Genomic DNA, 21,870 nt, shown 5'->3' on the forward strand with positions numbered 1-21,870 from the left:
TGGCCGGGCCGTCTGGCGTGCGCGTCACTGCCCTGGTGCCGGGTACTACGGCTGCTGCCCCGTGCAGTTTCCCATCATCTGCGCCATGCGCTGGACCTGCTCCACCTGGCTGGGATCCTTCGCCGTGAGTCGCAGGACGGCGCCGTCGGCGGTCTGCTCGACCGAGACATTGGCCAGTTCGCTCATCGGGCAGCCTCCTCCCGAGCCTCCTCCGGAGCCCTGACTTGGCCACTGGCCCGAGCCCCCTCCGGAGCCCTGACCCGGCCACTGGCCCGAGCCCCCTCCCGAGCCCTGACCCGGCCACTGGCCGGAGCCTCCTCCCGAGCCTCCTCCGGAGCCCTGACCCGGCCACTGGCCCGAGCCTCCTCCGGAGCCCTGACCCGGCCACTGGCCCGAGCCCCCTCCGGAGCCTCCTCCCGAGCCCTGACCTGGCCACTGGCCCGAGCCTCCTCCCGAGCCCCCTCCGGAGCCCTGGCCCGGCCAGTGGCCCGAGCCTCCTCCGGAGCCCTGGCCCGGCCACTGGCCCGAGCCCTGGCCCGGTTGTGGTTGTTCTTCGCCGGAGGGGCTCTGTTGGGCAAGGGCAAGGGGCCCGAGGAAGAGGGTCGTGGCGAGCAGTGCTCCATACCGAGCCTTCATGATGATGCCTCCATACGCGGTGGGTGAGTCATTTCACTCGCCTGAACGGTAGGGCGCGCTGACCTGCGCGGCTCGCCGTTCCTCCCGGTCAGGAAGAAGGAACGCGGGGCTCCGCCTGTTCGCGTGTCGTCGTTTCCGCGGCCGGGGCAAGAGAGGGGGCGGGTTCGGGAATGGCTGGCAATCGCTGACCAGCAAGCTGACCAGCAGGGGCGTCGAATCATCGACAAGAAATGACCTCATGAGGAGGCAATAGGATGGGATTCACCGCCCGCTCGCTCCGCTGCCCTCGAGACCCGCCATTTTCCTGCCCTCGGAGCCCGGGAGGAAATCCACAAGTACACAGGCCGTGGTGGCGATCGCGTCCGCTACGATGCTTTCATACCGTCTCCTGGTGTTTCCTGCTCGTGATGTCTGGGTTCATGAATACCTTCCCCCGCGAATAACCATACACCCATATCCCTGGCGGAAAGGTCTGAATGCTCATCCCCAATCAGCAGGTACGTGATGCTTCGGTGGCGACGTTCTCGGTCCTCACCGAGCGGGAGCTCGCCGAGATCCGGTGCAAGGAAGGCGCACGCGTCATCCAACACGGCGGTCACTACTGGGAGCAGACGGGAGCACCCGGGTTCTTCCAGCCCGTGCACCTGCTGGCACGTCTGACACCCGAGGAGGCAACCAGGCCCACGCCCTGGAGCTGGGGCTACCGCGCGACCTTGACGCCGAAGGCCTCGGACGCCGCGAATGGCGCCGTCCCCATCGTGTGCATCCCGGACCTGGCGAATTATGATCTCAACAGCCTCTCCTCGAACCGGAGGAACAAGCTCAGGAAATGCCAGAGACTCGTCAGGATCGTTCAGTTGACCGGTCCCGCGCTCCTGGAGGAGCAAGGTCATGAGCTGGTCATCGAGGCGCTCTCGCGAACCCAGCACAAGAAACCGCCCTCCCGTGAGAGGTACCTCGAACAGGTGAAGAAATACTTTCGAGGCAACCATTGGTGCGTCCTCGCCGGCATCATCGATGGCAAGCTGGGCGGGTACCTGGATGGTTATGTGGTGGATGGCGTCGCGTATGGGTTCAACGCGTATTACGCCACCTGGGCGCTGCCGACCAACATCTCCACCGGGCTGGTCTTCGAGTTCGCGCAGCTCTGCCGCAGGCTCCAGTGCGTGCACACGTTCATGGGAGGCCTTCATTCACGCGAGTCCCCCCAGCTGAGCCAGTTCAAGGATGACATGGGATTCGTCGTGGACCCCGTCCCCATCAAGTGGGAGATGGCCCCGCTCGCGCGGACGTTCATCCGCAGGCACCGTCCCCATGCGTATTACCGGCTGACGGGCGTGCAGTGAAATCCTCCCACGCCCGCCCCGCCCGGGTGGCCAAGCCGGATGTCTGGTGAGGAATGAGCCCGGCGGTGAGCGTCCGTCGGAGGACGCGCCGGACGGGCCTCCACTCCCGGGTCTTCGAGGCGGGTGCATAGCTTGCCGTATGCCCGATGTCGTTCCCCTCCTTCTCGTATGTCTATTGGGATGGCGGGGGCGGGCCGCCTTCCCGCTCCCGTGTCTCACCTTGCCGCTCGCGCAGCCAGCGCAGCAGGTCGATGTACGAGAGGATTCCCAGCAGCCGCTCGTCCTCGTCCACCACCGGAATCGCTCCCACCCGCTCGTCGGTGAAGATCTCCAGGGCTTGGGCGACCGAGGCCCCGGAGCGCAGGGAGATCGGATCGGGCGTCATCGCCTCGCCCAGCCGTACCTCCAACGCCTGGCGGGCGGCCTGGGGCCACTCCCGAGCGCTCCCTCCCAGCCGCTCGCGCAGGTCGCGCTCGGAGAGGATGCCCACCAGCCGCTCGTCATCATCCACCACCGGCAGGTGCCGTACGTCCGCGTCGATGAGCACCCCGGCCGCCTCCCCCAGCGTCGCGTCCGGTCCGAGCGCCAACGGCTCGTGCGTCATCAGCAGGTCGACGGGCAGCTCCCACGGGTCGCCAGGTGCGGACAGGTGCTCGCCCGCCATGGCGGAGAGCAGATCTCCATCGCTCAGGATGCCCACCATGCGCTTGCTCGCATCGACCACCGGGAGCGAGTGGACCTGCGCCTTGCGCATCGCCCGCGCGGCCTCGGGAAGGCTCTCGTTCTCGGAGATGCTCACCACGGGGCAGGACAGCAGATCCCTCACGCGCACCCAGCGCTCCCTGCCGAGCAGGAGCGCCTCCTCGAGCACGTCCATCCGCGTCACCATGCCGACGAGGCGGCTGTTCGCTCCGATGACGGGAAGGTGCCGGACATGGCGGAACTTCTTGAGCAGCCCCTCCAGGGGCAAGGCCTCGCTCGCGTGAAGGGTGGACACCTTCTGGCTCATCACGTCGCGTACACACAGCCGCGACGTCAGGGGGACGCTGGCATGCTTCCCGGCTTGGGTGGACTCCAGCCGGGCCGTGCCGGACCCGGGTGTTTCCGGATGTTGGGATGCCATGGTGCCCTCCTTCAGCGGTGAGCCGCTGTCCTCTCTCACGAAGTTCAGGGTGCCCGAGGCAAGGGGCAATCCGCTTCCGTCCCTTCCTCCGCCGGACTCCCGGGATGACGAGGGACTTCTCGCCTCCTCCTCCGCCGGGCGCGCCCCGGAGCGAGTCCCAGGGTATGGCCCGTGAGCTGGAACTCGCCCGCGGTGGTGCTCTTGAGGGTGAGCTGCCCGAGGTCATCGGTCACGGGAGCGCCAGCGGGGTACTGCCCGACGGGGACCTCCTCCGCCGTCCGCGCGAGCTTCCGCCGGGCGACCTCCAAGGTCCTCGCCGCCGCCGCTTCATCGAAAGCCTGGACGGGGCCCGCGGTGAGCGCACAGCACAGGCCCAGCAGAAGGACGTCTCCGTGCCCTGCTTTCACGCTTCCCCCCATTCCCCGTCTCCCCCTGTGAGTCGGTGGACAAGATGGCGTGCACGGATTCGTCTGCCATTGGCCGGGCGGGAGGGACGACGTCCACCCTTCAACCAGAGGAGCAGGACCCACCCGGCGCCTGCACCCGGGGCTGGGGGGGGCGCGCCGCGAGCCTGGGGCCGTGACCGGGTCGTTCTGGACCGCGCACCGCCCGTTTGTTCCGTGGAGTGATGCTGGAACGGACTCGGAGTGACAAAATGGGGGATGTATTCCAGTTTTCCTGGAATTTCAGGTGACGGACGGGTGGCAAACTGCTGTTCCCGGGCTGGGGTTGGGCTAGGAGGAGCGCCCATGAGTGCATCACCTCCCTCCTTGTCCTCCGTGCCCTCCGTGCCCTCCGTTCCGGGTGCTCCGGACTCCAACAAACGGATCGCCGCGCTGGCGATGGCGGCGTTGGGCATCGTCTACGGAGACATCGGGACGAGCCCGCTCTACGCGCTGCGCGAGTGCTTCACGGGTGAGCACGGCGTGGCGCCGACGCATGACAACGTGCTCGGGGTGCTGTCGCTCATCTTCTGGGCGCTCATCATGGTGGTGTCGGTGAAGTACCTGGTGTTCGTGATGAGGGCGGACAACCGGGGCGAGGGCGGCATCCTGGCGCTCATGGCGCTGGCGATGCAGCGCAAGCGGGGCGAGGAGGTGAAGGTGCGGCCGGTGGTCATCACCTTCGGCCTGTTCGGCGCCGCGCTCCTCTATGGAGATGGGCTCATCACACCGGCCATCTCCGTGCTCAGCGCGGTGGAGGGCCTGAGCGTGGCCACGCCCATGTTCGAGGCCTACATCCGTCCCCTGACGATCCTCGTCCTGGTGGGCCTGTTCCTCATCCAGCGGCATGGCACGGCCGGCATTGGCGCCATCTTCGGGCCCTTCATGCTCCTGTGGTTCCTGTCGCTGGCGGCGCTGGGCGTGCATGGGATGGTGACGTACCCGGCCGTGTTGGGGGCGCTGTCGCCCCTGAATGGGGTGCACTTCTTCGTGGCGAACAAGGGGCACGGCTTCCTGGCGCTCGGCGGGGTGTTCCTGGTGGTGACGGGTGGCGAGGCGCTCTACGCGGACATGGGCCACTTCGGCGCCAAGCCCATCAAGTTGGCCTGGTTCGGGGTGGTGCTCCCGTCGCTGATGCTCAACTACATGGGGCAGGGCGCGCTGCTCCTGCGCGATCCCAGCGCCGCGCGCAGCCCCTTCTTCCTCCTGGCGCCGGACTGGGCGCTCTACCCGCTGGTGGCCCTGTCCACGGGCGCGGCGGTGATCGCCGCCCAGGCGCTCATCTCCGGGGCGTTCTCCATCACCCAGCAGGCCATCCAGCTCGGCTACACGCCGCGCCTGGAGGTGGTGCACACGTCCGCGGAGGAGCGGGGGCAGATCTACCTGCCGGGCATCAACCTGGCGCTGCTCGTGGGCGTCATCCTGACGGTGCTCGGCTTCAAGTCCTCCACGAACCTGGCGGCGGCCTACGGCATCGCGGTGTCCACGGCCATGAGCATCACCACGGTGCTCGCGTACGTGGTGGCGCGCGAGCGCTGGAACGTGTCGCGCGCGGTGGCGCTGCCGGTGGCGAGCATCTTCGCCATCATGGACTTGTCCTTCTTCAGCGCCAACGCGGTGAAGATCGCCGCGGGCGGCTGGTTCCCGCTGCTGCTCGCCCTGGTGGTGTTCACGCTGATGACGACGTGGAAGCGGGGGCGCGACATCCTGGCCCAGCGGCTGCGCTCGAGCAGCATCCCGCTCACCCAGCTGCTGGAGAGCTTCGGCGACCACCCGCCCGTGCGCGTGTCGGGCACGGCCATCTTCATGACGGGCAACCCCGAGGGCACGCCGCCCGCGCTCCTGCACAACCTCAAGCACAACAAGGTGCTGCACGAGCAGGTGATGCTCTTGACCATCGCCTCCGAGGACGTGCCGCACGTGCCCGGGGAGGAGCGCGTGGAGGTCATCCGCCTGGAGGCGGGGTTCGTGCGGGTGATTTCGCGCCACGGCTTCATGGAGAACCCGAGCATCCCGGAGATCCTCAAGCGCGCGCGCGAGAAGGGGTTGCAGTTCAACCTCATGGGCACGTCCTTCTTCCTCGGCCGCGAGACGCTCATTCCGAGCAAGAAGCCCGGCATGGCCATGTGGCGCGAGGCGCTGTTCGCGTGGATGAGCCGCAACGCGCGCAGCGCGACGTCCTACTTCCGCATCCCCCCCAACCGCGTGGTGGAGCTGGGCGCGCAGGTGGAGCTGTAGCGGGGCGCGGCGACATATCACCAGCGGACGGCGGTGCCGCTGGTTCGTCCACGGCTGAACAGCCCGTGCGGGCCTGGGAGGGCTTCGGCCGCCCATGCGCTCGTCGGTCGGGCCCGGGTGGACTTACTGATGTGCCCCATGCCCCCCCCGCTCTCTCCTCACCGCCCACCCGGTGCGTGTGTCCGTCTCGGTCTGTCGTTGTGCCTGCTGTCCTGGCTGTCCCTGGGGACGGCGTGTGTGAGTTACAGTTGGGAGGACGAGCCGCTCGTGCCGCCCCGGAGTGGCCACACTCCGCCGGGCGGTCTGCCGTCCACCGGCAACCCCTCCACGCCCCGGCCCACGCCCACCCCGCCCGGCAAGACGCCCGCGTTGGGGGGCTTCGTCGTGGTCACCGGCGATGACGCCGATGACCTGTGGCACTGCGAGGGCTCGCTGTGTGGCGGGCTCTTCCCCTCGCTCTTCCGCGAGGCCATCTCCCGCTCGCGCACGGGGGGCCAGGGCATCCTCGCCATCGGCGTGAACGGCGAGCAGGCCCTGACGGCCTTCGACAGCTGGAATGCTCCGGCCCAGGGCGGCCCGGGCGCCGCCGTCACCCACGTGCGCTCCACCGAGGACATCTCGCGCGTGGACTTCACCCTCTACGCCTTCGTCTACCTGCCGTCGGCCCAGCAGCACACTCACGGGGGACTCACCGCCAAGCAGATCGGCGCCCTCAACGAGCGCCAGCCGGACCTGGCGCGCTTCGTCAACGAGCGGGGCGGCTCGCTCATCGCGCTCACCCAGGCGGGTGTCACCGGAGGCTGGGGCTTCCTCCCGCTGCCGCTCACCACCCGCGACACCGAGTTCGACGTCGCCCAGCCGACCCAGGAACTGACCGCCTTCGCGCCCGCGCTGACGAGCGCGGAGCTCAGCCACAAGTCCTTCCACAACGTCTTCACCGGGCCGAGTGGCTACTCGGGCCTGCGCGTGCTCGCCGTCAACGACGAGGTCTACCATCCGGACAAGGGTCAGCCGGTGATGCTCGGGGGCTCGGCCATCGTCCTCACCGCCGAGGACTGCGCGGACGGGCGCGACAACGACGGGGATGGCGCGGTGGATGGCGCGGACCCGGACTGCCAGGTGTGCGGCAATGGCCGGGTGGATCCCGGCGAGGCGTGCGATGACGGCAACACGGTGGACGGCGACGGGTGTGGCGCCTCGTGCCAGAACGAGAACCACGCGCCCGAGGTCACCTGCCGCGATGCCACGGTGTGCACGGACCCGGGGCTGTGTGTCGCCACGAGCCCCACGGGCCTGGCCACCGCCACGGATGCGGACGGGGACGAGATCTCATGGGACACGCATCCGCTGGGCCCCTATGCTCCGGGCACGCATGGCCTGTGCGTCACCGCGTCGGATGGGCGGAAGATCGACTCGTGCTGGTCCAACGTGACGGTGCGCGACTGCGAGGCGCCCCGGTTCGCGTGCCCCGCGGACTTCACGGTGGAGTGCTCGGCGGAAGGCAGCGCGCCCGTGACGCCGCCCGAGGTGGCCGCCACGGACAACTGCGCCGTGGCCCAGGTGACGCGTCCCGAGGGGGGCACTCTGCCGCTGGGCACGCATGAGCTCGTCTACACGGCGACGGACGCGGCCGGCAACACCGCCACGTGCGCGCCCAAGGTCACGGTGGTGGACTCGCGGCCGCCCTCGGTGGCGTGCCCCGCGCCCATCACCGCCGAGTGCACCGGCCGCAACTCCGCCTGGGTGACGCCCGGCGCGGCCCACGCCACGGACTCCTGCACCGAGGCCGCGCTGTCCGGCCCCGAGGCGGACTTCTACCCGCTCGGCGTGAGCACCGTGCGCTACACGGCGCGGGACAGCTCGGGCAACGAGGCGTCGTGCACCTCCACCATCCAGGTGGTGGACCAGACGCCGCCCACGGTGGACGTGACGCCGCCCGAGCCCCTGTGGCCGGTGGATCAGAAGTACCGCACGCTGCGCCTGGAGGACTGCCTCACGGTGTACGACCGGTGCAGCGGTGGGCTCACGCAGACGGGGGCCACGGGCGGCATCACCTGCGTGTCCTCGGACGAGCCCAAGGGGAGCGAGCCGGACGTCGTCTTCGTGGACGCCACGACGGTGAAGGTGCGCGTGGACCTCGAGGCGCAAGGGGATGGCCGCGTGTACTCGCTGCACTTCGAGGTGCGGGACGCGGCGGGCAATGTCACCCGGGGGCTGTGCCCGGTGGGCGTGCCGCTGGAGCGCGGCGGGGCGCCCGTGCAGGACAGCGGCGAGCAGTGGCGCACGTGCCGGAGCGAGGGCGGCGCGCCCTCGTGGAAGCCCCTGGTCTCCCGGGCCCGCTGAAGGGGGCCATGCCTGGCTCCACCAAAGGCGGGGCGGGCTACTCGTCCAGCAGCAGGGGCGAGAAGCCCGCCGCGTCGCACGAGGCCAGCACGTAGCGGATGCCGGCCTTCTCCCCGGTGAAGCCCGCGGGGATGCCCCCGGCGTGCAGGTGCCCGTAGACGCACACCTTGGGCTTGTACGCCTCGATGGGCCCGAGGAACGCCGTGGGCTTCTCGTTGGCGTAGATGGGCGGGAAGTGCACGGCCACCACGCGCGTGAGGGGCGTGGGGCTCTCTTTCTCCTTCTTCTCCGCCTCCGCGATGGACGTCATCAGCCGGCGCGTCTCGCGCTCCACGTAGCCCGCGTCCCCGGACTCATCGCCCATCTCCCCGCCGGGCATGGGCGGGGCCTCGGGCGCGGTCCACAGCCGCGTGCCGGCGATCACCCACCGGCCGATGACCACCGAGCTGTTGTGGAGGAAGCCCTCCACCGTCTTGTAGGGCTCGAGCAGCCGGCGCAGCTTCGCCGCCGAGTCGCCCCACCAGTAGTCGTGGTTGCCGCGCACCAGCACCTTGCGTCCCGGCCGCTCGTCCAGCCACTTCAAATCCTCCAGCACCTCGTTGGCGCGCGTGGCCCACGAGATGTCGCCCACCACGAGCACCACGTCCTCGGGCCGGACCTTCTCGTCCCAGGCGCGTTGCAGGGGCAGGGGGTGATCCGTCCACCCGAAGCGGTGCATGTCCTTGTTGCGGGTGGAGGGCAGGTGGGTGTCGCCGATGGCGAAGAGACGCATGGTGTCTTCTCCTAACCCAAAGCCGCTACCCGCGTCGTCCTCGACGTCCCCCATCTGTTTGCCCTCGGGACGAATGGGGTGCGGGCTCGCGGACGTTTCGCCGCATGGCGTTGCGCGGGGCGCGCGCCCATCACCATGAATGACAGTCTCAGCCAGGACGGACTCCGCGTCGGAGCGAGGCGTTGGACGCGGTGCGAAAAAAACGGTTTTTTTCTCGAAACTCAGGTTTTGAGAAAAAACAGACTTCCCATGAGGAAAGGGAAAGAGCATTTTAGCCGCCTCCCCCCCCCTTGCTCGAAGGAGATTGCCCATGCGTCCTTTCCGTCCCCCGATGGTGGCCGCTGTCGCCGCGTTGTGCCTTTCCGCCTGTGGTCCGCAAGACACCGTGGAGGGCGCCGCTGCTGGCTCCGCCGTGGAAGACACGCGCACCCCGGAGCAGCGCGAGGCGCAGCGCACGCCCTATGAGCTGAACGAGGCCTTTGCCCGGGCGGCCAATGACTTCCAGGTCCCGGCGGATCTGCTCAAGGCCATTGCCTACGCGGAGACGCGCTTCGAGATGCTCTCCACCCAGCAGGAGTTCGAGGGAATGCCGGCGGCGCACGGCCTGATGGCGCTGCGGGGCGAGAAGCTGGCGGAAGGCGCGAGGCTGGCGGGAGTGACGGAGGAGGCGGCGCGCACCAGGCCGGAGGAGAACATCCGGGCGGCGGCGGCGCTGCTGTCGAGCTACGCGGCACAAGCGGGACTGGACCGGAGCGACGTGGGGGCGTGGGCTCCGGTGGTGGTGAAGCTGAGTGGAATCACGAATCCGGAGGCGCAGGCGGAGTACGTGCACCGGGACGTGTACGGGGTGATGCGCAAGGGCGTGGTGGCGCAGACGCCGGAGGGCCGGGTGGCGGTGTCGCTGATGCCGAGCGAGGTGGCGGCCCGGTTCGCCTCGCCGAGCGTGCGCGCGATGCTGGCGGGTCCGGACTACGCCGCGGCCGTCTGGCGTCCCTCGCCCAACTACAACTCTCGTCCCACGGGCAGCCAGGGTGACGTGCAGATGATCGTCATCCACACGTGCGAGGGCACCTACTCGAGCTGCTGGAGCTGGCTGACGAGCTCGGCCTCCGGGGTGAGCGCGCACTACGTGGTGAGGGAGGACGGCGGCGAGATCTCCCAGCTGGTGCGCGAGTCGGACCGGGGCTGGCACGTGGGCGCGTCCTACGATCCGAGCCTCAACGGGGGCACGATGGGTTCGCTGAGTGGCGTGTCGGTGAACCACTTCTCGGTGGGCATCGAGCACGGCGGCTCGGCCGGCCAGAGCTCCTTCCCGGCGGGTCAGATCGACGCGTCGGCGAAGCTCTCGTGCGACATCTCCAAGGGCCAGGCCATCCCCATCGACAGCTACCACATCGTGGCCCACGGCAAGCTCCAGCCGGCCAGCCGCACGGACCCGGGCCCCAACTGGCCGTGGAGCACGTACCTCAGCAAGGTGAAGACCTACTGCGGCGGCACGGACGGTGGGAGCACCACGGCCATCATCGTCGACAGCAACAACGCCAACAACGACACCGTCAACAAGGGCTACATCGAGGTGTCGTCCAACTGGGTGTCCACGTCCTCGACGGCGGGGTTCTACGGCTCGGGCTACTACTACGCCAACACGGCGGCCGTGTCGGACCCGGCGACCTTCTACTTCTACCTGCCCGCGGCGGGCACCCGGACGATCTCCGCCTGGTGGACGGCGGGCACCAACCGCTCGCCCTCGGCGCCCTTCATCGTCTACGCGGGCAGCACGGTGGCCACGGTGAACAAGAACCAGCAGACGGGCGGGGGGACCTGGAACACGCTGGGCACCTGGAGCTTCCCGGCCGGGTGGAACAAGGTGCAGCTCAGCCGCTGGACCAGCGATGGCTATGTGGTCATCGCGGACGCCATCCGCGTGCAATAGGCGTGGAACGTGAGGACGCGTGAGCGGGTGATGAGGAGGGGAGGGGGGGGAGCGCGGCGGCTGGCCGTGCTCGCCCTGGCCCTGGCCGGGTGTGGGGCGGGGAAGTGTGGCGGGGATGCGTCCGCGCCCCTGTCCCTGGAAGAGCGGCGGGCCCTGCCGGGCGTCATCGCCTTCGTGTCCGAGCGAGCGCCCCAGCGCGACGTGTGGCTGGTGCGGCCCACGGGCGAGGAGTCCCAGCTCACGCATGCTCCCGAGGACGAGTACCCCGCCGCGCCGTCTCCGGATGGCGCGGCGATGTTGGTGGTGTCCGCGGCGGAGGTGCGGGGGCTGCACCTGGAGCAGCTCTGGCTCGTGCCGTTGGACGGAGGCCCGCGCGTGAAGGTGACGGAGCCCCGCGGGCGGGCACGCAACCCGAGCTGGGCGCCGGACGGAAGCTGGCTGGTGGCCGAGTCGGATGCACAGGGCTTCAGCGATGTGGTGCGGCAGGCGCCGCGTGCGGACGCGGAGGTGCGGGGGCTGGCCACGGCGCGCGAGGGCAACTTCGAGCCGAGCGTGTCTCCGGATGGCTCCCGGGTGGTGTTCGTGTCCAGCCGCGAGGGGGACCCGGAGCTCTACGTGATGAAGTCGGACGGGACGGACGTGCACCGGCTCACCCACTTCCACCGGGAGGACCTGGCGCCGCGCTGGAGTCCGGATGGGCAGTGGATTTCCTTCCTGAGCGACCGGGAGGGGCGCACGCGGTTGTATGTGATGAAGCCGGACGGGACGGAGGTGCGCCCGGTGTCGGGCGGCGCCACGGTGGGCGAGGAGCGCGAGCCCGCGTGGAGTCCGGATGGGCGCAGACTGGCGTTCGTCGCGGCCGCGAAGGACACGAAGGAGCCGAAGGCGACAAAGGCGCGCATCTGGGTGGTGGACGTGGCGGGCGGCGAGCCGGTGGCGCTGACGCGAGGCCAGGCGGTGGAGGATCAACCGGCGTGGAGCCCGGGGGGCAAGCACCTGGTGTTCGCCTCGGACCGCACCGGAGACGTGGAGCTGTTCCTGATGCGGGCGGACGGAAGCGGGCAGACCCGGTTGACGACGTCCCGGGGCGCGGATTGGCTGCCGCGCTGGTTCATTCCCCGCAAGCCGCTGTCACCGGAGGCGGGCGGCCCCTGACGCGGGCGGCTCAGCGTGCGTCGTTGCCCGGCGAGAGCGTGAGCACGAGGGCCGTGCCGGGCGTGACCGCCACGTTGCGGGGCCCGTATTCCTCGCTCCCCTTCACCGACAGCAGGAAGCTCTCCGGCGCGGTGCCCGGGTGCACGTAGACGAAGAGGCCCGTGGCGCTCGTGCCGTCCTGGGGGGCGCCCTGGAAGTCCGGCGAGGGGTAGTAGATGCGCGAGGCGAGCTCCTCGCGGTCGGGCACCACGACGGCCCCCGCGAGCGGCGCGCCGGAGGCATCCACGACGCGGCCGAGCACGAAGCCCGCGTCGCGCAGGGTGCCCGCGCGCTGATCGCTGTGGCCGCGGATGGCCGCCTCGCCGATGGATCGTGTCAGGGCCTGCTCGAAGGCCTCGGGCAGGGCCCAGGCGCGCGTGCCGGAGATGTCGGTGCTCGGCCGCGTGCGCGTGAGCGAGGTGTCGAAGATGACGGTGGAGCTGCGCACGAGTCCCGGGTGTTCCAGGCGCGCCGCGAGGCTCAGGTGGATGTCGCGCACGCGCACGTCGGGCACGGAGAAGGCATGGTCCTCGCCGAGGAGTCCCTCGCCCAGGACGGCGTGCTCGTCATTCACCCCCATGCCCCAGGGTTCCTCGAGGATGACGGTGAGCCCGTCGAGCGCGGGCAGCCCTTGCCCCTGGGCGTCGAGCAGACGCGCGGCCTCGGGAAGCAGCTCGGCGCGGCCGGACACGGCGATGGTCAGGTGATCGAGATCCACCTGGGTACTGCGATCGCCGGGATCCGGAGCGCCACCGGATGAACAGGCGGTGGGGAGCAGACCCACCAGAGCGCAGCAAAGGAGGACATTCGAATGCTTCATGACTGGACGCCAAGTTCTCCACGCTCCGGCCTGTTGGCAATCCACCCCCCGGGTCCTGGGCGTTGGGCGGAGAACGAACATCGGGACATGAAGAAGGGCCGCCCCCCGTCCTCCAGAGAGGAAGGGAGCGGCCCCTGGAAGCCCGGCGAGGGTCGTTACCCCCGGTCAGCGGCGGCCCCAGCCTCCGCCATTGCCCCGGCCACCGCCGTTGTCTCCGCCGTTGCCCCGGCCACCGCCGCTGTCTCCGCCGTTGCCCCGGCCACCGCCGCTGTCGCTGTTGCCGCCCCGGCCCCAGCCGCCCCCGTTGCCGCCACTGTTGCCCCGGCCACCGCCGTTGTCGCCGCTGCCGCTGTTGCCACCGCGGCCCCAGCCGCCACCGTTGCCGCCCCCATTGTCCCCGCCGCGCGAGGGAGGCGGTGAGCTGTCACCCCCGCTGCGGCCCCAACCCCCGCCGCGGGAAGGCGGATCATCCCGATCCCTCGAGGGGCGCCCCGGGCCGGTGTTGTCGCGGGGCGCGGGAGGATTCGTGTTCGGATTGCCCGGAGATGGATTGGGCTGGCCCCAGCCGCCACCCGGAGGCTGGGAGCCGGTGCTCGTTCCCGGAGGCGGCCGGTCCTGGCCTCCACCCGAGGCGGGCGGAGGCGGCGGGTTGCCCCATCCTCCCGAGTCTCCCCGGGGAGGCCTCGAGCCGTGACTGGTGCCCGGAGGCGGCCGGTTGCCCGACGAGCCCCAGTCATCGTCACGCGGACGCGGCGAGGAGGGCGATGGAGTCGGGTAGTAGCCTCCACCCCGGGGCGGACGCGCGGGCGAGGCGTCGTGGCCGTTGTCCCTGTCCCGGTCCCACCCCCCGGAGGAGTGGCGCGGCGGGGGTGGGCGGTAGTTGTTGTAGACGTACACCGAGCGGCCCCGGTCCCAGTTGTACGTGCTGCCCGAGTAGGTGCGCGGGAAGTAGTCGTGGTGGTGCCGGCCGTGCAGGTAGCAGGTGTCCCCGTTCGGACCCGGGTGGTAGTCGAAGTACCAGACCTGGCGCGGGCCCCGGTAGACGTACACCTGATTCGAGTAGGTGTAGGCGTTGACGTCCGAGGGCGCGTAGTCGTGGACGTGATCGTAGTCCTCGGTGCACCACCCTCCGTACACGTCCGGGTGGGCGCCCGCGTAATGGTACTCGTACACGCGGTACGTCGCGGGCCGATGGTAGTGGGCGACACAGCCGGAGCCCATCACCAGGGCAGCCGACACGCTGAGGAAGAGAAGGCGACGCATTGAGGTTCTCCAGGCCCGGGGCGGTGGGCCTACCCGCGCAGTGCTGCACGACGACACGCCTGGACGGCCCGGAGAGATGAAAATTCAACCCTCAATGGACCACGCGCTCGGCCGAGCCGGCGCGGGGCGTGTACAGCTTGCTCAAGCAGCCGAGGATGTACTCGCGGTACTCGCTCACCTCGCGCAGGCCGCACACCATCCACCTGCCGGCGATGACGAGCGTGGGCACCCCGCGCACGCCCCGGCTCGCCGCGAGCTGGTGCTCGTCGAGGATGAGCTTGCGCGTGTCGGCCGAGTGGTACGCCACCGAGAAGGGGCTCATGTCCAGACCCACGCGGCTGGCCAGCTCGAAGATGACATCCGTGCGCGTCACGTTGACGCCCTGCTCCAGCGCCGTCTTCTGCATGGCCCGCGCGAGGTGCGCGCGCGCCGCGGGGCCCTGCAGGTGCGCCGCCTCCAGCGCCGCGAGCGCCGGGATGCTCGAGCGCGGTGGATCTCCTCCCCGCCACAGCTCCGTCGACAACAGCCGCGCCGTGGGCTCCGGCTCCTTCTGCGCCAGGGTGATTTCCTGCGTCAGTCCCCGCAGCTCCTTCTCCGTGGGCCGCTTGTCGTGGACGCGCAGGGGATAGGGGCGCACGCGCCAGCGGACGATGTCTCCGAACTCATGCTTGAGGGTCTCCAGCCGCAGGTCGGCCAGATAGCACCAGGCGCACAACACATCCTGGTAGACGGTGATCTGCAGTGGTTTGGAGGAGGGCTTCATGTGCGAGCGCGCACAGATTACGAAGGCCCCGCTCTCGTTGTCACTCCCCCCGCAACCCATCGCCGCCCAGGCCATTCCCAGGAGGGCCAGGCATGGGGCTCGTCCGCCCGCCTGCCCTGGAAGTCCTTGCCAACTTCGCTCCGCGCCCTGTCCTACAACGTCGGACGGGTGGCGGCCGCGCGCGCCTCGACCAGGGCGAGCGCGTGGTCGATCATCTCCCCGGCGATGTCCTGCCCCGTCGCCTGCTCCAGGCCCTCGAAGCCCGGACTGGAGTTGAGCTCCATGAGCCGCGGCCCGTTGTGGCCCTCCAGCATGTCCACCCCGGCGATCTCCAGCCCGAGCAGGCGCGCGGCCCGCACGGCCACCTCGACATAGGTGGCGGACAGCTCCACCGGACTGCCCTCGCCGCCCCGGTGGATGTTGGAGCGGAACTCGCCCTGCTTGGCCCGCCTGCGCATGGCACCCACCACCTGGTTGCCCACCACCAGGGCGCGCACGTCCCGGCCCTTGCTCTCCGCGACGAACTCCTGGAGCACCACCTCCTGCCCCAGGTCCCAGAAGGTGCTGCCGATGGTCTGCACCTCCTGGAGCGTGTGGGCGATCATCACCCCCACGCCCTGCGTGCCGCGCAAGAGCTTGATGATGACGGGCAGCCCTCCCACCTCCTCCACCAGCTTGCGCATGTTGCTGCGGTCATGCGCCATCACCGTGCGCGGCGCGTCCAGACCCGCGCGGCACAGCAACTGGAGCGCCCGGAGCTTGTCGCGGCTCTGGGAGATGGCCAGGGCGCTGTTGAGCACCGGCACCCCCATCATCTCGAAGTGCGCCACCACGGCTAGGCCATAGCCGGTGATGGAGGCGCCAATGCGCGGAATCACCACGTCCACGCCCTTGATGTCCACCCCCCGGTAGAGCATCCGCGGCTGGCCGGGGGCGAGCACCATGGTGCAGCGCAGCGTGTCGAGCACCAGCGGCCGATGCCCGCGCTGGCGGATGGCCTCCACGAGCCGACGGGTGGAGTAGAGCGAGCGCTTGCGCGAGAGGATGACCACGGTCCGCTTCGACCGGGTCAGGCGGGGGGGGGAGGCCGCACCGGAGGAGGGCCGGGGCTCCACGGTGCGCGGGGGCGCCTTGGCGCGCGCCTGGACGGACGCCTTCTTGGACGAGACCTTCTTGGCGGGCATGGGGGCGCGGGACCCTACCACGGACGTGGGCGGGCCGCGCCGGTGGTGTTTGCTATGATGACGTGAGAATGCGTACCCCCGAACCGCACCCGGACGACATCCTCACCAATCCGGGAGAGAACGGTCTCGACTCCGTCGTGGCCCCGGAGGCGGGCGCCGGCGCCGGCACGGAAATCCTCGTGTTGGAGCCCCGCGCCACGCTCAAGTTGCGCAAATGCCGCGTGCAGGTGACGGCCGGACCGGACGAGGGGCGCTCGATCGTGTCGGACAAGGAGCGCCTGCGCTGCGGGGCCCACCCGACCAATGACCTGGTGCTCGCCGAGGATCGCACCGCCAGCCGCCACCACTTCGAGATCCTCAACACCGAGCGGGGCTGGCTCCTGGTGGACCTCAACTCCACCAATGGCACCTTCCTGGAGGGGCGGCGAGTGGAGCGCGCCTACCTGTCGGCGGGGGCCGTGGTGCGCGCGGGCTCCTCGGTGCTCTCCTTCACCCCCATCGACGAGGAGGTGACGGTCGAGCCGGACCGCGAGGGCGAGCTCGGGGGCCTGGTGGGGCAGAGCGTGCACATGCGGCAGGTGTTCGCGCTCATCAAGAAGATCGCCCCGCTGGACGTCTCCGTCATCATCGGGGGCGAGACGGGCACGGGCAAGGAGCTGGTGGCGCGCGCCATCCACGAGCGCAGCAGCCGGAGCAAGGGCCCGCTGGTGGTGCTCGACTGTGGCGCCATTCCGCCCCACCTCATCGAGAGCGAGCTGTTCGGCCATGAGAAGGGCGCCTTCACCGGCGCGGTGACGGAGCGGCCGGGTGCCTTCGAGCGCGCCCACGGCGGCACCATCTTCCTCGACGAGCTGGGGGAGCTGCGGCTGGACCTGCAGCCCAAGCTCTTGCGCGTGCTGGAGAACCACGAGGTGCGGCGCGTGGGTGGCAACGACGTGCTGTCGGTGGACTGCCGCGTCATCGCCGCCACCAACCGCGATCTGGTGAAGGAGATCGCCGCGGGCCACTTCCGCGAGGACCTCTTCTTCCGCCTGTCCGTCATCCACCTGCAACTGCCGCCGCTGCGCGAGCGCCGCGAGGACATTCCCCTCATCCTCTCGCGTGCCCTGGCGGATCCCGAGGTGCTCGCGCGCCATGGCCGCAAGCACATCTCCCCCGAGGCCCTCGCCCTGCTCATGGCCTACGCCTGGCCGGGCAACGTGCGCGAGCTGGTGAACGTGCTCTCGCACGTGCTCGCCTTCAGCGAGGGCGAGGAGGTGCTGCCCGAGCACCTGCCCGCGCGCGTGCGGGGCCAGGCCCGCGAGGTGCCGCTGCCCTTCAACGAGCACCTCACCTTCAAGGACGCCAAGGAACAGCTCCTGGAGAACTTCGAGCGCGAGTACATCACCCGGGTCCTCTCTCGCTGCGAGGGCAACCTGTCCCGCGCGGCGCGCGAGAGCGGCCTGCACCGCAAGTCCATCGAGCGGCTGGTGAAGAAGTACCAGCTCGATGCCAAGGGCATGAAGCCGCGCTGAGCCCGGTGGCCCGGCGGGCGGGCCGGGGGACGAATTTACAAATATTTTGCGCACGGGAGAGCCTCGGTCCTCGCCAGGGGTTGAGGGCGAGCCTTTGCCCAAGCGGGGAGGCGTCCACTTGACCGATGGGATTTCAACTATCGGTTATAAGAAAACGAGAGTCCCATGACTCCGCGTGTTCCCCCCAACCGAGGACAGTCCGGGCAGGCATCCGTCGAAGCAGCCCTGTCCTTGCCGCTTGTCGTCTTCCTGATGCTGGGGACCTTGCAGCTGTTCCTGATGCTCCAGGGCCGCATCATGGCGGAGTACGCGGCCTTCCGGGCGGTGCGCTCGGGGAGCGTGAAGCATGGGGACTGCACGGCGATGACGCACGCGGCCGTGCTCGCCCTGATGCCCAGCTACCACTCCTTCATGGCGGGCGGTGGCTCGCCCGCCCAGAAGCTCGGCCAGGCGTTTGGCAGGTACAAGGACAACGTCTACCGGACCTCGGCGCGGGGCAGTCCCGTCGAGGGCGCCCTGGTGTGGATCCTCCGCGACAGCCCCCTGGTCGCGTCGGTCCCCAACGAGGATCAGGACTTCGATCAAGCGGACGGCGCCAACCGGCGCATGGAGATCCGGCTCGTCTATTGGTACCCGCTCAAGATTCCCTTCGCCGACTGGGTCATCAGCCGCATGACCCTGGCGCGCTGGGGCCTGCAGGACTACACGGCGCAGGATCCGCTCACCCCCGTGCGGCGGGCGAACTGGACCGCGGAGAACCCCACCTCGCTCGAGGGGGCCATTCGCGCCGAGCTGCTGCGCCGCGTCTCGGTTGGCTTCTACTCCATGCCCATTCACGCCTCGGCGAGCCTGCGGATGATGACGCCGGTGCGCCAACGGCACTTCGTGACCCAGAACTGCGCTCCGGCGCCGGAGGTTCTGTGAACCCCTACCCTCGTCGGGGCCAGACCATGGTCCTCATGGTCATCTCCCTCTTCCTGCTCACGCTGATGGTGACGCTCACCCTGTCCATCGGCGCCAAGGTGCGCGAGAAGATGGAGGTGCAGGCCGTGGCGGATGCCGCCGCCTACAGCAACGCGGCCGTCACCGCGCGCGTCTACAACGAGATTGCCCTGCTGAGCCGCGCGCAGATCGCCCACATGGTGTCCATGGCGGCGGTGCAAAGCCTCATCAGCTGGTCCACGCTCTTCCGGGCCAACGTCGCCGCCACCTCGCTCAACTACTCCATCATCTCGGCGCAGCACGCCAAGGACGCCGCCAGGTGCTGCAAGAAGTTCTCGCCCTGTCCCCACCTGTGTGCTTGCTCCGGCGCCGCTGCCGCCGACTCGGCCATGAGGGCCTTCCAGGTCTGGACCCGGGACGTCGCGGAGTCCATGCAGTTCGAGGCGCTGGACACGGCCGCGGCCGCCCAGTCCCTGCGCCTGCAGGACGCGGCCATGCGCCTGCACGCGGTGCAGCTGCTCGAGTACACGCGGCTGATGGGAGAGATCAACAACCAGAGCCTGGCCGATGAGATCGTGGATGCCGCGAAGGCGGGCAGCCGGGTGGCGGGAGAGTGGAGCGCGCCGGGGGGAGGTGACTCGGTCTCCAACCGGGAGATTGGTTTCTTCACGGGCGCGACCACGCCCATCGACATCCTCAACTCCCACCATGTCTTCGCGGCCATGGGCAGCCGGGGCTTCTCCTTCATCACCGGCCGCTCCGGCATTCCCGCGATGGTGATCCAGCAGCAATTGCAGGCCCTGGGCTACGTGGTGCCCCCGGACAGGGCGACGGTCGTCAACCAGGGCAGCTCCTACTTCTCCACGCTGCCCAACCACGGCGCATTGTGGCCCCTGGTCAACGGCAAGTACTCCTGGACGGATGACCACGGCGTGAACACGCTGCGCTACAACCACTTCTTCTTTCCGTGTCGCCGCTACCAGTCCGCGTTCCCCACGATGGTCTTGTTGAACTCCACGGACTCGACGGACCCGACGGACCTGCACGTCTGGAGCCCCTTCTTCTTCGTGGACACCGTCCCCGCGCCCGCGCGTCACACCCTGGGCCGGTGCGTGCGCTGTCCGAGCATGTGGCCCACCTTCATCGACTACAATCCCCTGCCCCTGGTGCAGGAGGATGACAACTTCGGGCAGCCGAAGAACTTCGCCGTCATCCAGCGCGACTACAGCGTGCGCGCGGCCAGCGGTCAGTCCGTGGACCCGTGGAACCTCGGCTTCCGCTTCCGCTTCAGTCCCTCCCGGGAGTCTGGCTTCGACAACCGGGCACTGGTGCTCGCGGACGGAACCGACATCAGCAAGCAGACGGCGCTGTCGGCGGGCATCGCCTACTACCACCGCAAGGGGCACTGGAAGGAGCCGCCCAACCTGCTCAACCCCTACTGGCGCGCCACCCTGGTTCCCCTCACGGTCGATGATCAGGGCGAGGGCGATGTCCCCGACACGCTCGGCGACGTGGGCACCGGGTGGGCGGGGGAGACTTTCGAGGCCCTGCGTGGCCAGGGCTATGAGGGAGGTCCGTGATGAGAAGCCTTTCGCGCCGTCGCGCCTCGCGCGGTCAGTCGCTGGTGGAACTGGTGCTCGGGCTGCTGGTCTTCGTCACGGTGCTGATGTTCGGCATCCACTTCGCGGAGATCGGCTACCTGTCGGTGAAGGTGACGGAGGCGTCGCACTCGGCGCTGCTGGACACCACCGGGCACAAACTGCACTCGTGGCCGTCGAACAACAATCCCTCCGACCGGGCCGCGGAGCTCGCCGCCGCGGAGGCCACCGAGCGCTACCGCGACTTCGACAGCCGGACCTCCACCGCCCACGGAGACGGGCTCGCCCAGGTCTTCACCCGCGTCTCGGGCCTGAACGTGACCTGCCGCACGGGCGCCGGCCCCTCGTTCGGTCCGAGCCCGTTGACCAGCGTGGCGTATGAGGACGCGGGCGGATTGAGCTGCCAGTCCGAGGCGCTCGTCGAGCCAGTGGGCGCTTACACGCTTCCCCGGAAGTTCATGGAGGGCCCCGGGGGGTTCTTCTCCCAGCCGCACATGCTACGTCCCGATCCCTTCCGCGTGTGTGGCATGGGCCGGGCCCGGGGGGGCGTCTGCACGGGGCGGTTGACCATGGCGTTGGATGACTGGGGCCTGTCCGGGGACAACGAGTCCGGCATCTGCCCGTTCATCCCCGACGTGCCCGCGCCGTGCCCCACCAACCTTCCCTTCTATGCGATGGCCGCCAGCGTCTTCACCCTCAACGGGTTGGGCCAGGGGATCTCCGGCAGCAAGATGGCCATGGGCATCGTCAAGAGGATGCCCATGCCCTTCTTCTATGGCGGCGAGAACATGTTCTGGATGAGCAGCGCGGGCGAGCCGCTCTTCCTCCAGCCCACGGGCTTCTCCATGGCCGAGGGCTGGCCGCTCTGGCCCACCACTCCCGGGGCCGCGCCCATCGGTGTTCCTGGCCTGGCGTATTCGTTTGCCTACCTCAAGCGGGATGGCTGCTTCCTCGGGAGGGATTGCCCCTGATGCTCCTCGTCCTGACCTGGATGTTGGCGGCGAGCCCCACCTCGCCTTCCCCTGCTCCGGAGCGCGCCACCGCGGGCACCTCGAGCGCGCCATCGGGGACCCCGGCGAACGGACTGCCGTCCGCGCCTTCCAGCACGCCAGTTCCCCTGCGCTGGGATGTCCCGGGACTGCTCGCGTGGGTGGACACGGATGGGCCCATCGCGGCCAATGGCATACCGGTCCTCATCCAACTGGCGCGCTCGTCCCGCTCCGTGGATGACCTCGCCTCGCACTTCGTGCGCTTCTTCGAGAAGGAGGGGCTCTTCGTTGCTCCGCTCGAGAAACAGGCCGCCATCACCCGTGAGCCCCAGCTCACGGCGTTGGATCCCAAGCAGATGCTGTCCTATACGGTCATCCTCCAGGCCAATCCGGACAAGACCACCTCGGTCATCCTGGGCACGGCGAACGTGGGGGCCTGGAAGCCACAGAAGCAGAGCCAGTCGCTCGGGTGGGCGCCCCTGATGCCGGGCGCGCGCAACCTCTTGCGCACGGAGGCGGAGGGACAGTCGAGCGCGGCCTACGACGTGGACAGCACACCGGACAAGGTCCAGACCTTCTATCGCGAGGAGTTGGAGAAGGCGGGCTACAAGGCCACCGGGCAGCCGGGCGAATACCGGCGGGGCTCGGAGTGGCTGCGGGTGCGCGCCCGGCCGGACGCGAAGGGCCTGATGGTGTGGCTGGTGCGTCAGCTGGGCGGAGTGGACCCGGCGGCTCCAGCCCCTTGAGCGGGCTTGGGCGCCGGGCCGCC

At 69.6% G+C, this 21,870-nt stretch carries 18 protein-coding genes; 10 read left to right on the forward strand and 8 right to left on the reverse strand.

Features of this window, described 5'->3' with window-relative positions:
- Positions 1-45: 45 nt before the first annotated feature.
- Entirely contained in the window at positions 46-636 is a 591-nt protein-coding gene (locus F0U63_RS02965) for a hypothetical protein (RefSeq protein WP_395843470.1), read from the reverse strand.
- 476 nt (positions 637-1,112) lie between these two features.
- Between F0U63_RS02965 and F0U63_RS02970 the strand changes: the two genes are divergently transcribed.
- Positions 1,113-1,982, forward strand: coding sequence for a hypothetical protein (locus F0U63_RS02970; protein ID WP_395843472.1), 870 nt, complete (start codon positions 1,113-1,115; stop codon positions 1,980-1,982).
- 172 nt (positions 1,983-2,154) lie between these two features.
- On the opposite strand, the gene F0U63_RS02975 is transcribed toward F0U63_RS02970, so the two are convergent.
- Positions 2,155-3,105, reverse strand: a complete 951-nt coding sequence (locus tag F0U63_RS02975) for an HPP family protein (RefSeq protein WP_395843474.1) — start codon at positions 3,103-3,105, stop codon at positions 2,155-2,157.
- 44 nt (positions 3,106-3,149) lie between these two features.
- A complete protein-coding gene (locus F0U63_RS02980) occupies positions 3,150-3,512 on the reverse strand; it encodes a hypothetical protein (RefSeq protein ID WP_395843476.1) in 363 nt (120 codons plus the stop codon).
- A 342-nt stretch (positions 3,513-3,854) separates the two neighbouring features.
- Here F0U63_RS02980 and F0U63_RS02985 point away from each other — a divergent pair, with 342 nt between their 5' ends.
- Both F0U63_RS02985 and F0U63_RS02990 read left to right on the forward strand, forming a co-directional pair.
- Positions 3,855-5,786 (forward strand): potassium transporter Kup, encoded by a 1,932-nt coding sequence (locus tag F0U63_RS02985; RefSeq protein WP_395843479.1) that lies wholly within the window; start codon positions 3,855-3,857, stop codon positions 5,784-5,786.
- Positions 5,787-6,023: 237 nt separating this feature from the next.
- Positions 6,024-8,129, forward strand: a complete 2,106-nt coding sequence (locus F0U63_RS02990; protein ID WP_395843481.1) for an HYR domain-containing protein — start codon at positions 6,024-6,026, stop codon at positions 8,127-8,129.
- 37 nt (positions 8,130-8,166) lie between these two features.
- Here the strand turns inward: F0U63_RS02990 and F0U63_RS02995 are convergent, their stop codons facing one another.
- Positions 8,167-8,901, reverse strand: a complete 735-nt coding sequence (locus F0U63_RS02995; RefSeq protein WP_395843483.1) for a metallophosphoesterase — start codon at positions 8,899-8,901, stop codon at positions 8,167-8,169.
- A gap of 310 nt (positions 8,902-9,211) precedes the next feature.
- Here F0U63_RS02995 and F0U63_RS03000 point away from each other — a divergent pair, with 310 nt between their 5' ends.
- A complete protein-coding gene (locus F0U63_RS03000; protein WP_395843486.1) occupies positions 9,212-10,834 on the forward strand; it encodes an N-acetylmuramoyl-L-alanine amidase in 1,623 nt (540 codons plus the stop codon).
- A 9-nt stretch (positions 10,835-10,843) separates the two neighbouring features.
- Positions 10,844-11,989: a tolB protein precursor protein gene (locus F0U63_RS03005; protein ID WP_395843488.1), complete on the forward strand. Its 1,146-nt coding sequence runs from the start codon at positions 10,844-10,846 to the stop codon at positions 11,987-11,989.
- Positions 11,990-11,999: 10 nt separating this feature from the next.
- On the opposite strand, the gene F0U63_RS03010 is transcribed toward F0U63_RS03005, so the two are convergent.
- The 4 genes from F0U63_RS03010 to F0U63_RS03025 all read right to left on the reverse strand — a co-directional run bounded on the left by F0U63_RS03010 (position 12,000) and on the right by F0U63_RS03025 (position 16,058).
- Positions 12,000-12,848, reverse strand: coding sequence for a carboxypeptidase regulatory-like domain-containing protein (locus F0U63_RS03010; protein ID WP_395843490.1), 849 nt, complete (start codon positions 12,846-12,848; stop codon positions 12,000-12,002).
- A gap of 165 nt (positions 12,849-13,013) precedes the next feature.
- Positions 13,014-14,111, reverse strand: a complete 1,098-nt coding sequence (locus tag F0U63_RS03015; RefSeq protein WP_395843492.1) for a hypothetical protein — start codon at positions 14,109-14,111, stop codon at positions 13,014-13,016.
- A 91-nt stretch (positions 14,112-14,202) separates the two neighbouring features.
- Positions 14,203-14,874, reverse strand: a complete 672-nt coding sequence (locus tag F0U63_RS03020) for a DsbA family protein (RefSeq protein WP_395843494.1) — start codon at positions 14,872-14,874, stop codon at positions 14,203-14,205.
- Between the two features lie 152 nt (positions 14,875-15,026).
- Positions 15,027-16,058: a RimK family alpha-L-glutamate ligase gene (locus tag F0U63_RS03025; RefSeq protein WP_395843496.1), complete on the reverse strand. Its 1,032-nt coding sequence runs from the start codon at positions 16,056-16,058 to the stop codon at positions 15,027-15,029.
- 68 nt (positions 16,059-16,126) lie between these two features.
- Between F0U63_RS03025 and F0U63_RS03030 the strand changes: the two genes are divergently transcribed.
- The 5 genes from F0U63_RS03030 (at position 16,127) to F0U63_RS03050 (ending at position 21,847) form a co-directional block, all read left to right on the forward strand.
- Positions 16,127-17,572 carry a sigma 54-interacting transcriptional regulator gene (locus F0U63_RS03030; RefSeq protein ID WP_395843499.1) on the forward strand — a complete coding sequence of 482 codons (1,446 nt, stop codon included), beginning with the start codon at positions 16,127-16,129 and terminating at the stop codon, positions 17,570-17,572.
- Positions 17,573-17,737: 165 nt separating this feature from the next.
- Complete coding sequence (locus F0U63_RS03035) at positions 17,738-18,496, forward strand: TadE family protein (RefSeq protein WP_395843501.1); 759 nt, start codon at positions 17,738-17,740, stop codon at positions 18,494-18,496.
- 26 nt (positions 18,497-18,522) lie between these two features.
- Positions 18,523-20,094 carry a pilus assembly protein TadG-related protein gene (locus F0U63_RS03040; protein ID WP_395843503.1) on the forward strand — a complete coding sequence of 524 codons (1,572 nt, stop codon included), beginning with the start codon at positions 18,523-18,525 and terminating at the stop codon, positions 20,092-20,094.
- The gene (locus tag F0U63_RS03045; RefSeq protein WP_395843505.1) at positions 20,094-21,083 is read left to right on the forward strand and encodes a pilus assembly protein; all 990 of its coding nucleotides are present in this window, start codon (positions 20,094-20,096) and stop codon (positions 21,081-21,083) included. The genes F0U63_RS03040 and F0U63_RS03045 overlap by 1 nt, the downstream gene beginning before the upstream one ends.
- Entirely contained in the window at positions 21,083-21,847 is a 765-nt protein-coding gene (locus F0U63_RS03050) for a hypothetical protein (RefSeq protein WP_395843507.1), read from the forward strand. The genes F0U63_RS03045 and F0U63_RS03050 overlap by 1 nt, the downstream gene beginning before the upstream one ends.
- Positions 21,848-21,870 lie beyond the last annotated feature (23 nt).

The organism is Cystobacter fuscus (assembly GCF_044360685.1).
Lineage (GTDB): Bacteria > Myxococcota > Myxococcia > Myxococcales > Myxococcaceae > Cystobacter > Cystobacter fuscus_C.

Excerpts from the sequence above, each read along its gene's own strand:
- F0U63_RS02965 (WP_395843470.1), bottom strand. The coding sequence starts at position 636 with ATGAAGGCTCGGTATGGAGCACTGCTCGCCACGACCCTCTTCCTCGGG.
- F0U63_RS03015 (WP_395843492.1), bottom strand. The coding sequence starts at position 14,111 with ATGCGTCGCCTTCTCTTCCTCAGCGTGTCGGCTGCCCTGGTGATGGGC.
- F0U63_RS03000 (WP_395843486.1), top strand. The coding sequence starts at position 9,212 with ATGCGTCCTTTCCGTCCCCCGATGGTGGCCGCTGTCGCCGCGTTGTGC.
- F0U63_RS02985 (WP_395843479.1), top strand. The coding sequence starts at position 3,855 with ATGAGTGCATCACCTCCCTCCTTGTCCTCCGTGCCCTCCGTGCCCTCC.
- F0U63_RS03020 (WP_395843494.1), bottom strand. The coding sequence starts at position 14,874 with ATGAAGCCCTCCTCCAAACCACTGCAGATCACCGTCTACCAGGATGTG.
- F0U63_RS02995 (WP_395843483.1), bottom strand. The coding sequence starts at position 8,901 with ATGCGTCTCTTCGCCATCGGCGACACCCACCTGCCCTCCACCCGCAAC.
- F0U63_RS02970 (WP_395843472.1), top strand. The coding sequence starts at position 1,113 with ATGCTCATCCCCAATCAGCAGGTACGTGATGCTTCGGTGGCGACGTTC.
- F0U63_RS03010 (WP_395843490.1), bottom strand. The coding sequence starts at position 12,848 with ATGAAGCATTCGAATGTCCTCCTTTGCTGCGCTCTGGTGGGTCTGCTC.
- F0U63_RS03050 (WP_395843507.1), top strand. The coding sequence starts at position 21,083 with ATGCTCCTCGTCCTGACCTGGATGTTGGCGGCGAGCCCCACCTCGCCT.
- F0U63_RS03045 (WP_395843505.1), top strand. The coding sequence starts at position 20,094 with ATGAGAAGCCTTTCGCGCCGTCGCGCCTCGCGCGGTCAGTCGCTGGTG.
- F0U63_RS02975 (WP_395843474.1), bottom strand. The coding sequence starts at position 3,105 with ATGGCATCCCAACATCCGGAAACACCCGGGTCCGGCACGGCCCGGCTG.
- F0U63_RS03035 (WP_395843501.1), top strand. The coding sequence starts at position 17,738 with ATGACTCCGCGTGTTCCCCCCAACCGAGGACAGTCCGGGCAGGCATCC.
- F0U63_RS03030 (WP_395843499.1), top strand. The coding sequence starts at position 16,127 with ATGCGTACCCCCGAACCGCACCCGGACGACATCCTCACCAATCCGGGA.
- F0U63_RS03040 (WP_395843503.1), top strand. The coding sequence starts at position 18,523 with ATGGTCCTCATGGTCATCTCCCTCTTCCTGCTCACGCTGATGGTGACG.
- F0U63_RS03025 (WP_395843496.1), bottom strand. The coding sequence starts at position 16,058 with ATGCCCGCCAAGAAGGTCTCGTCCAAGAAGGCGTCCGTCCAGGCGCGC.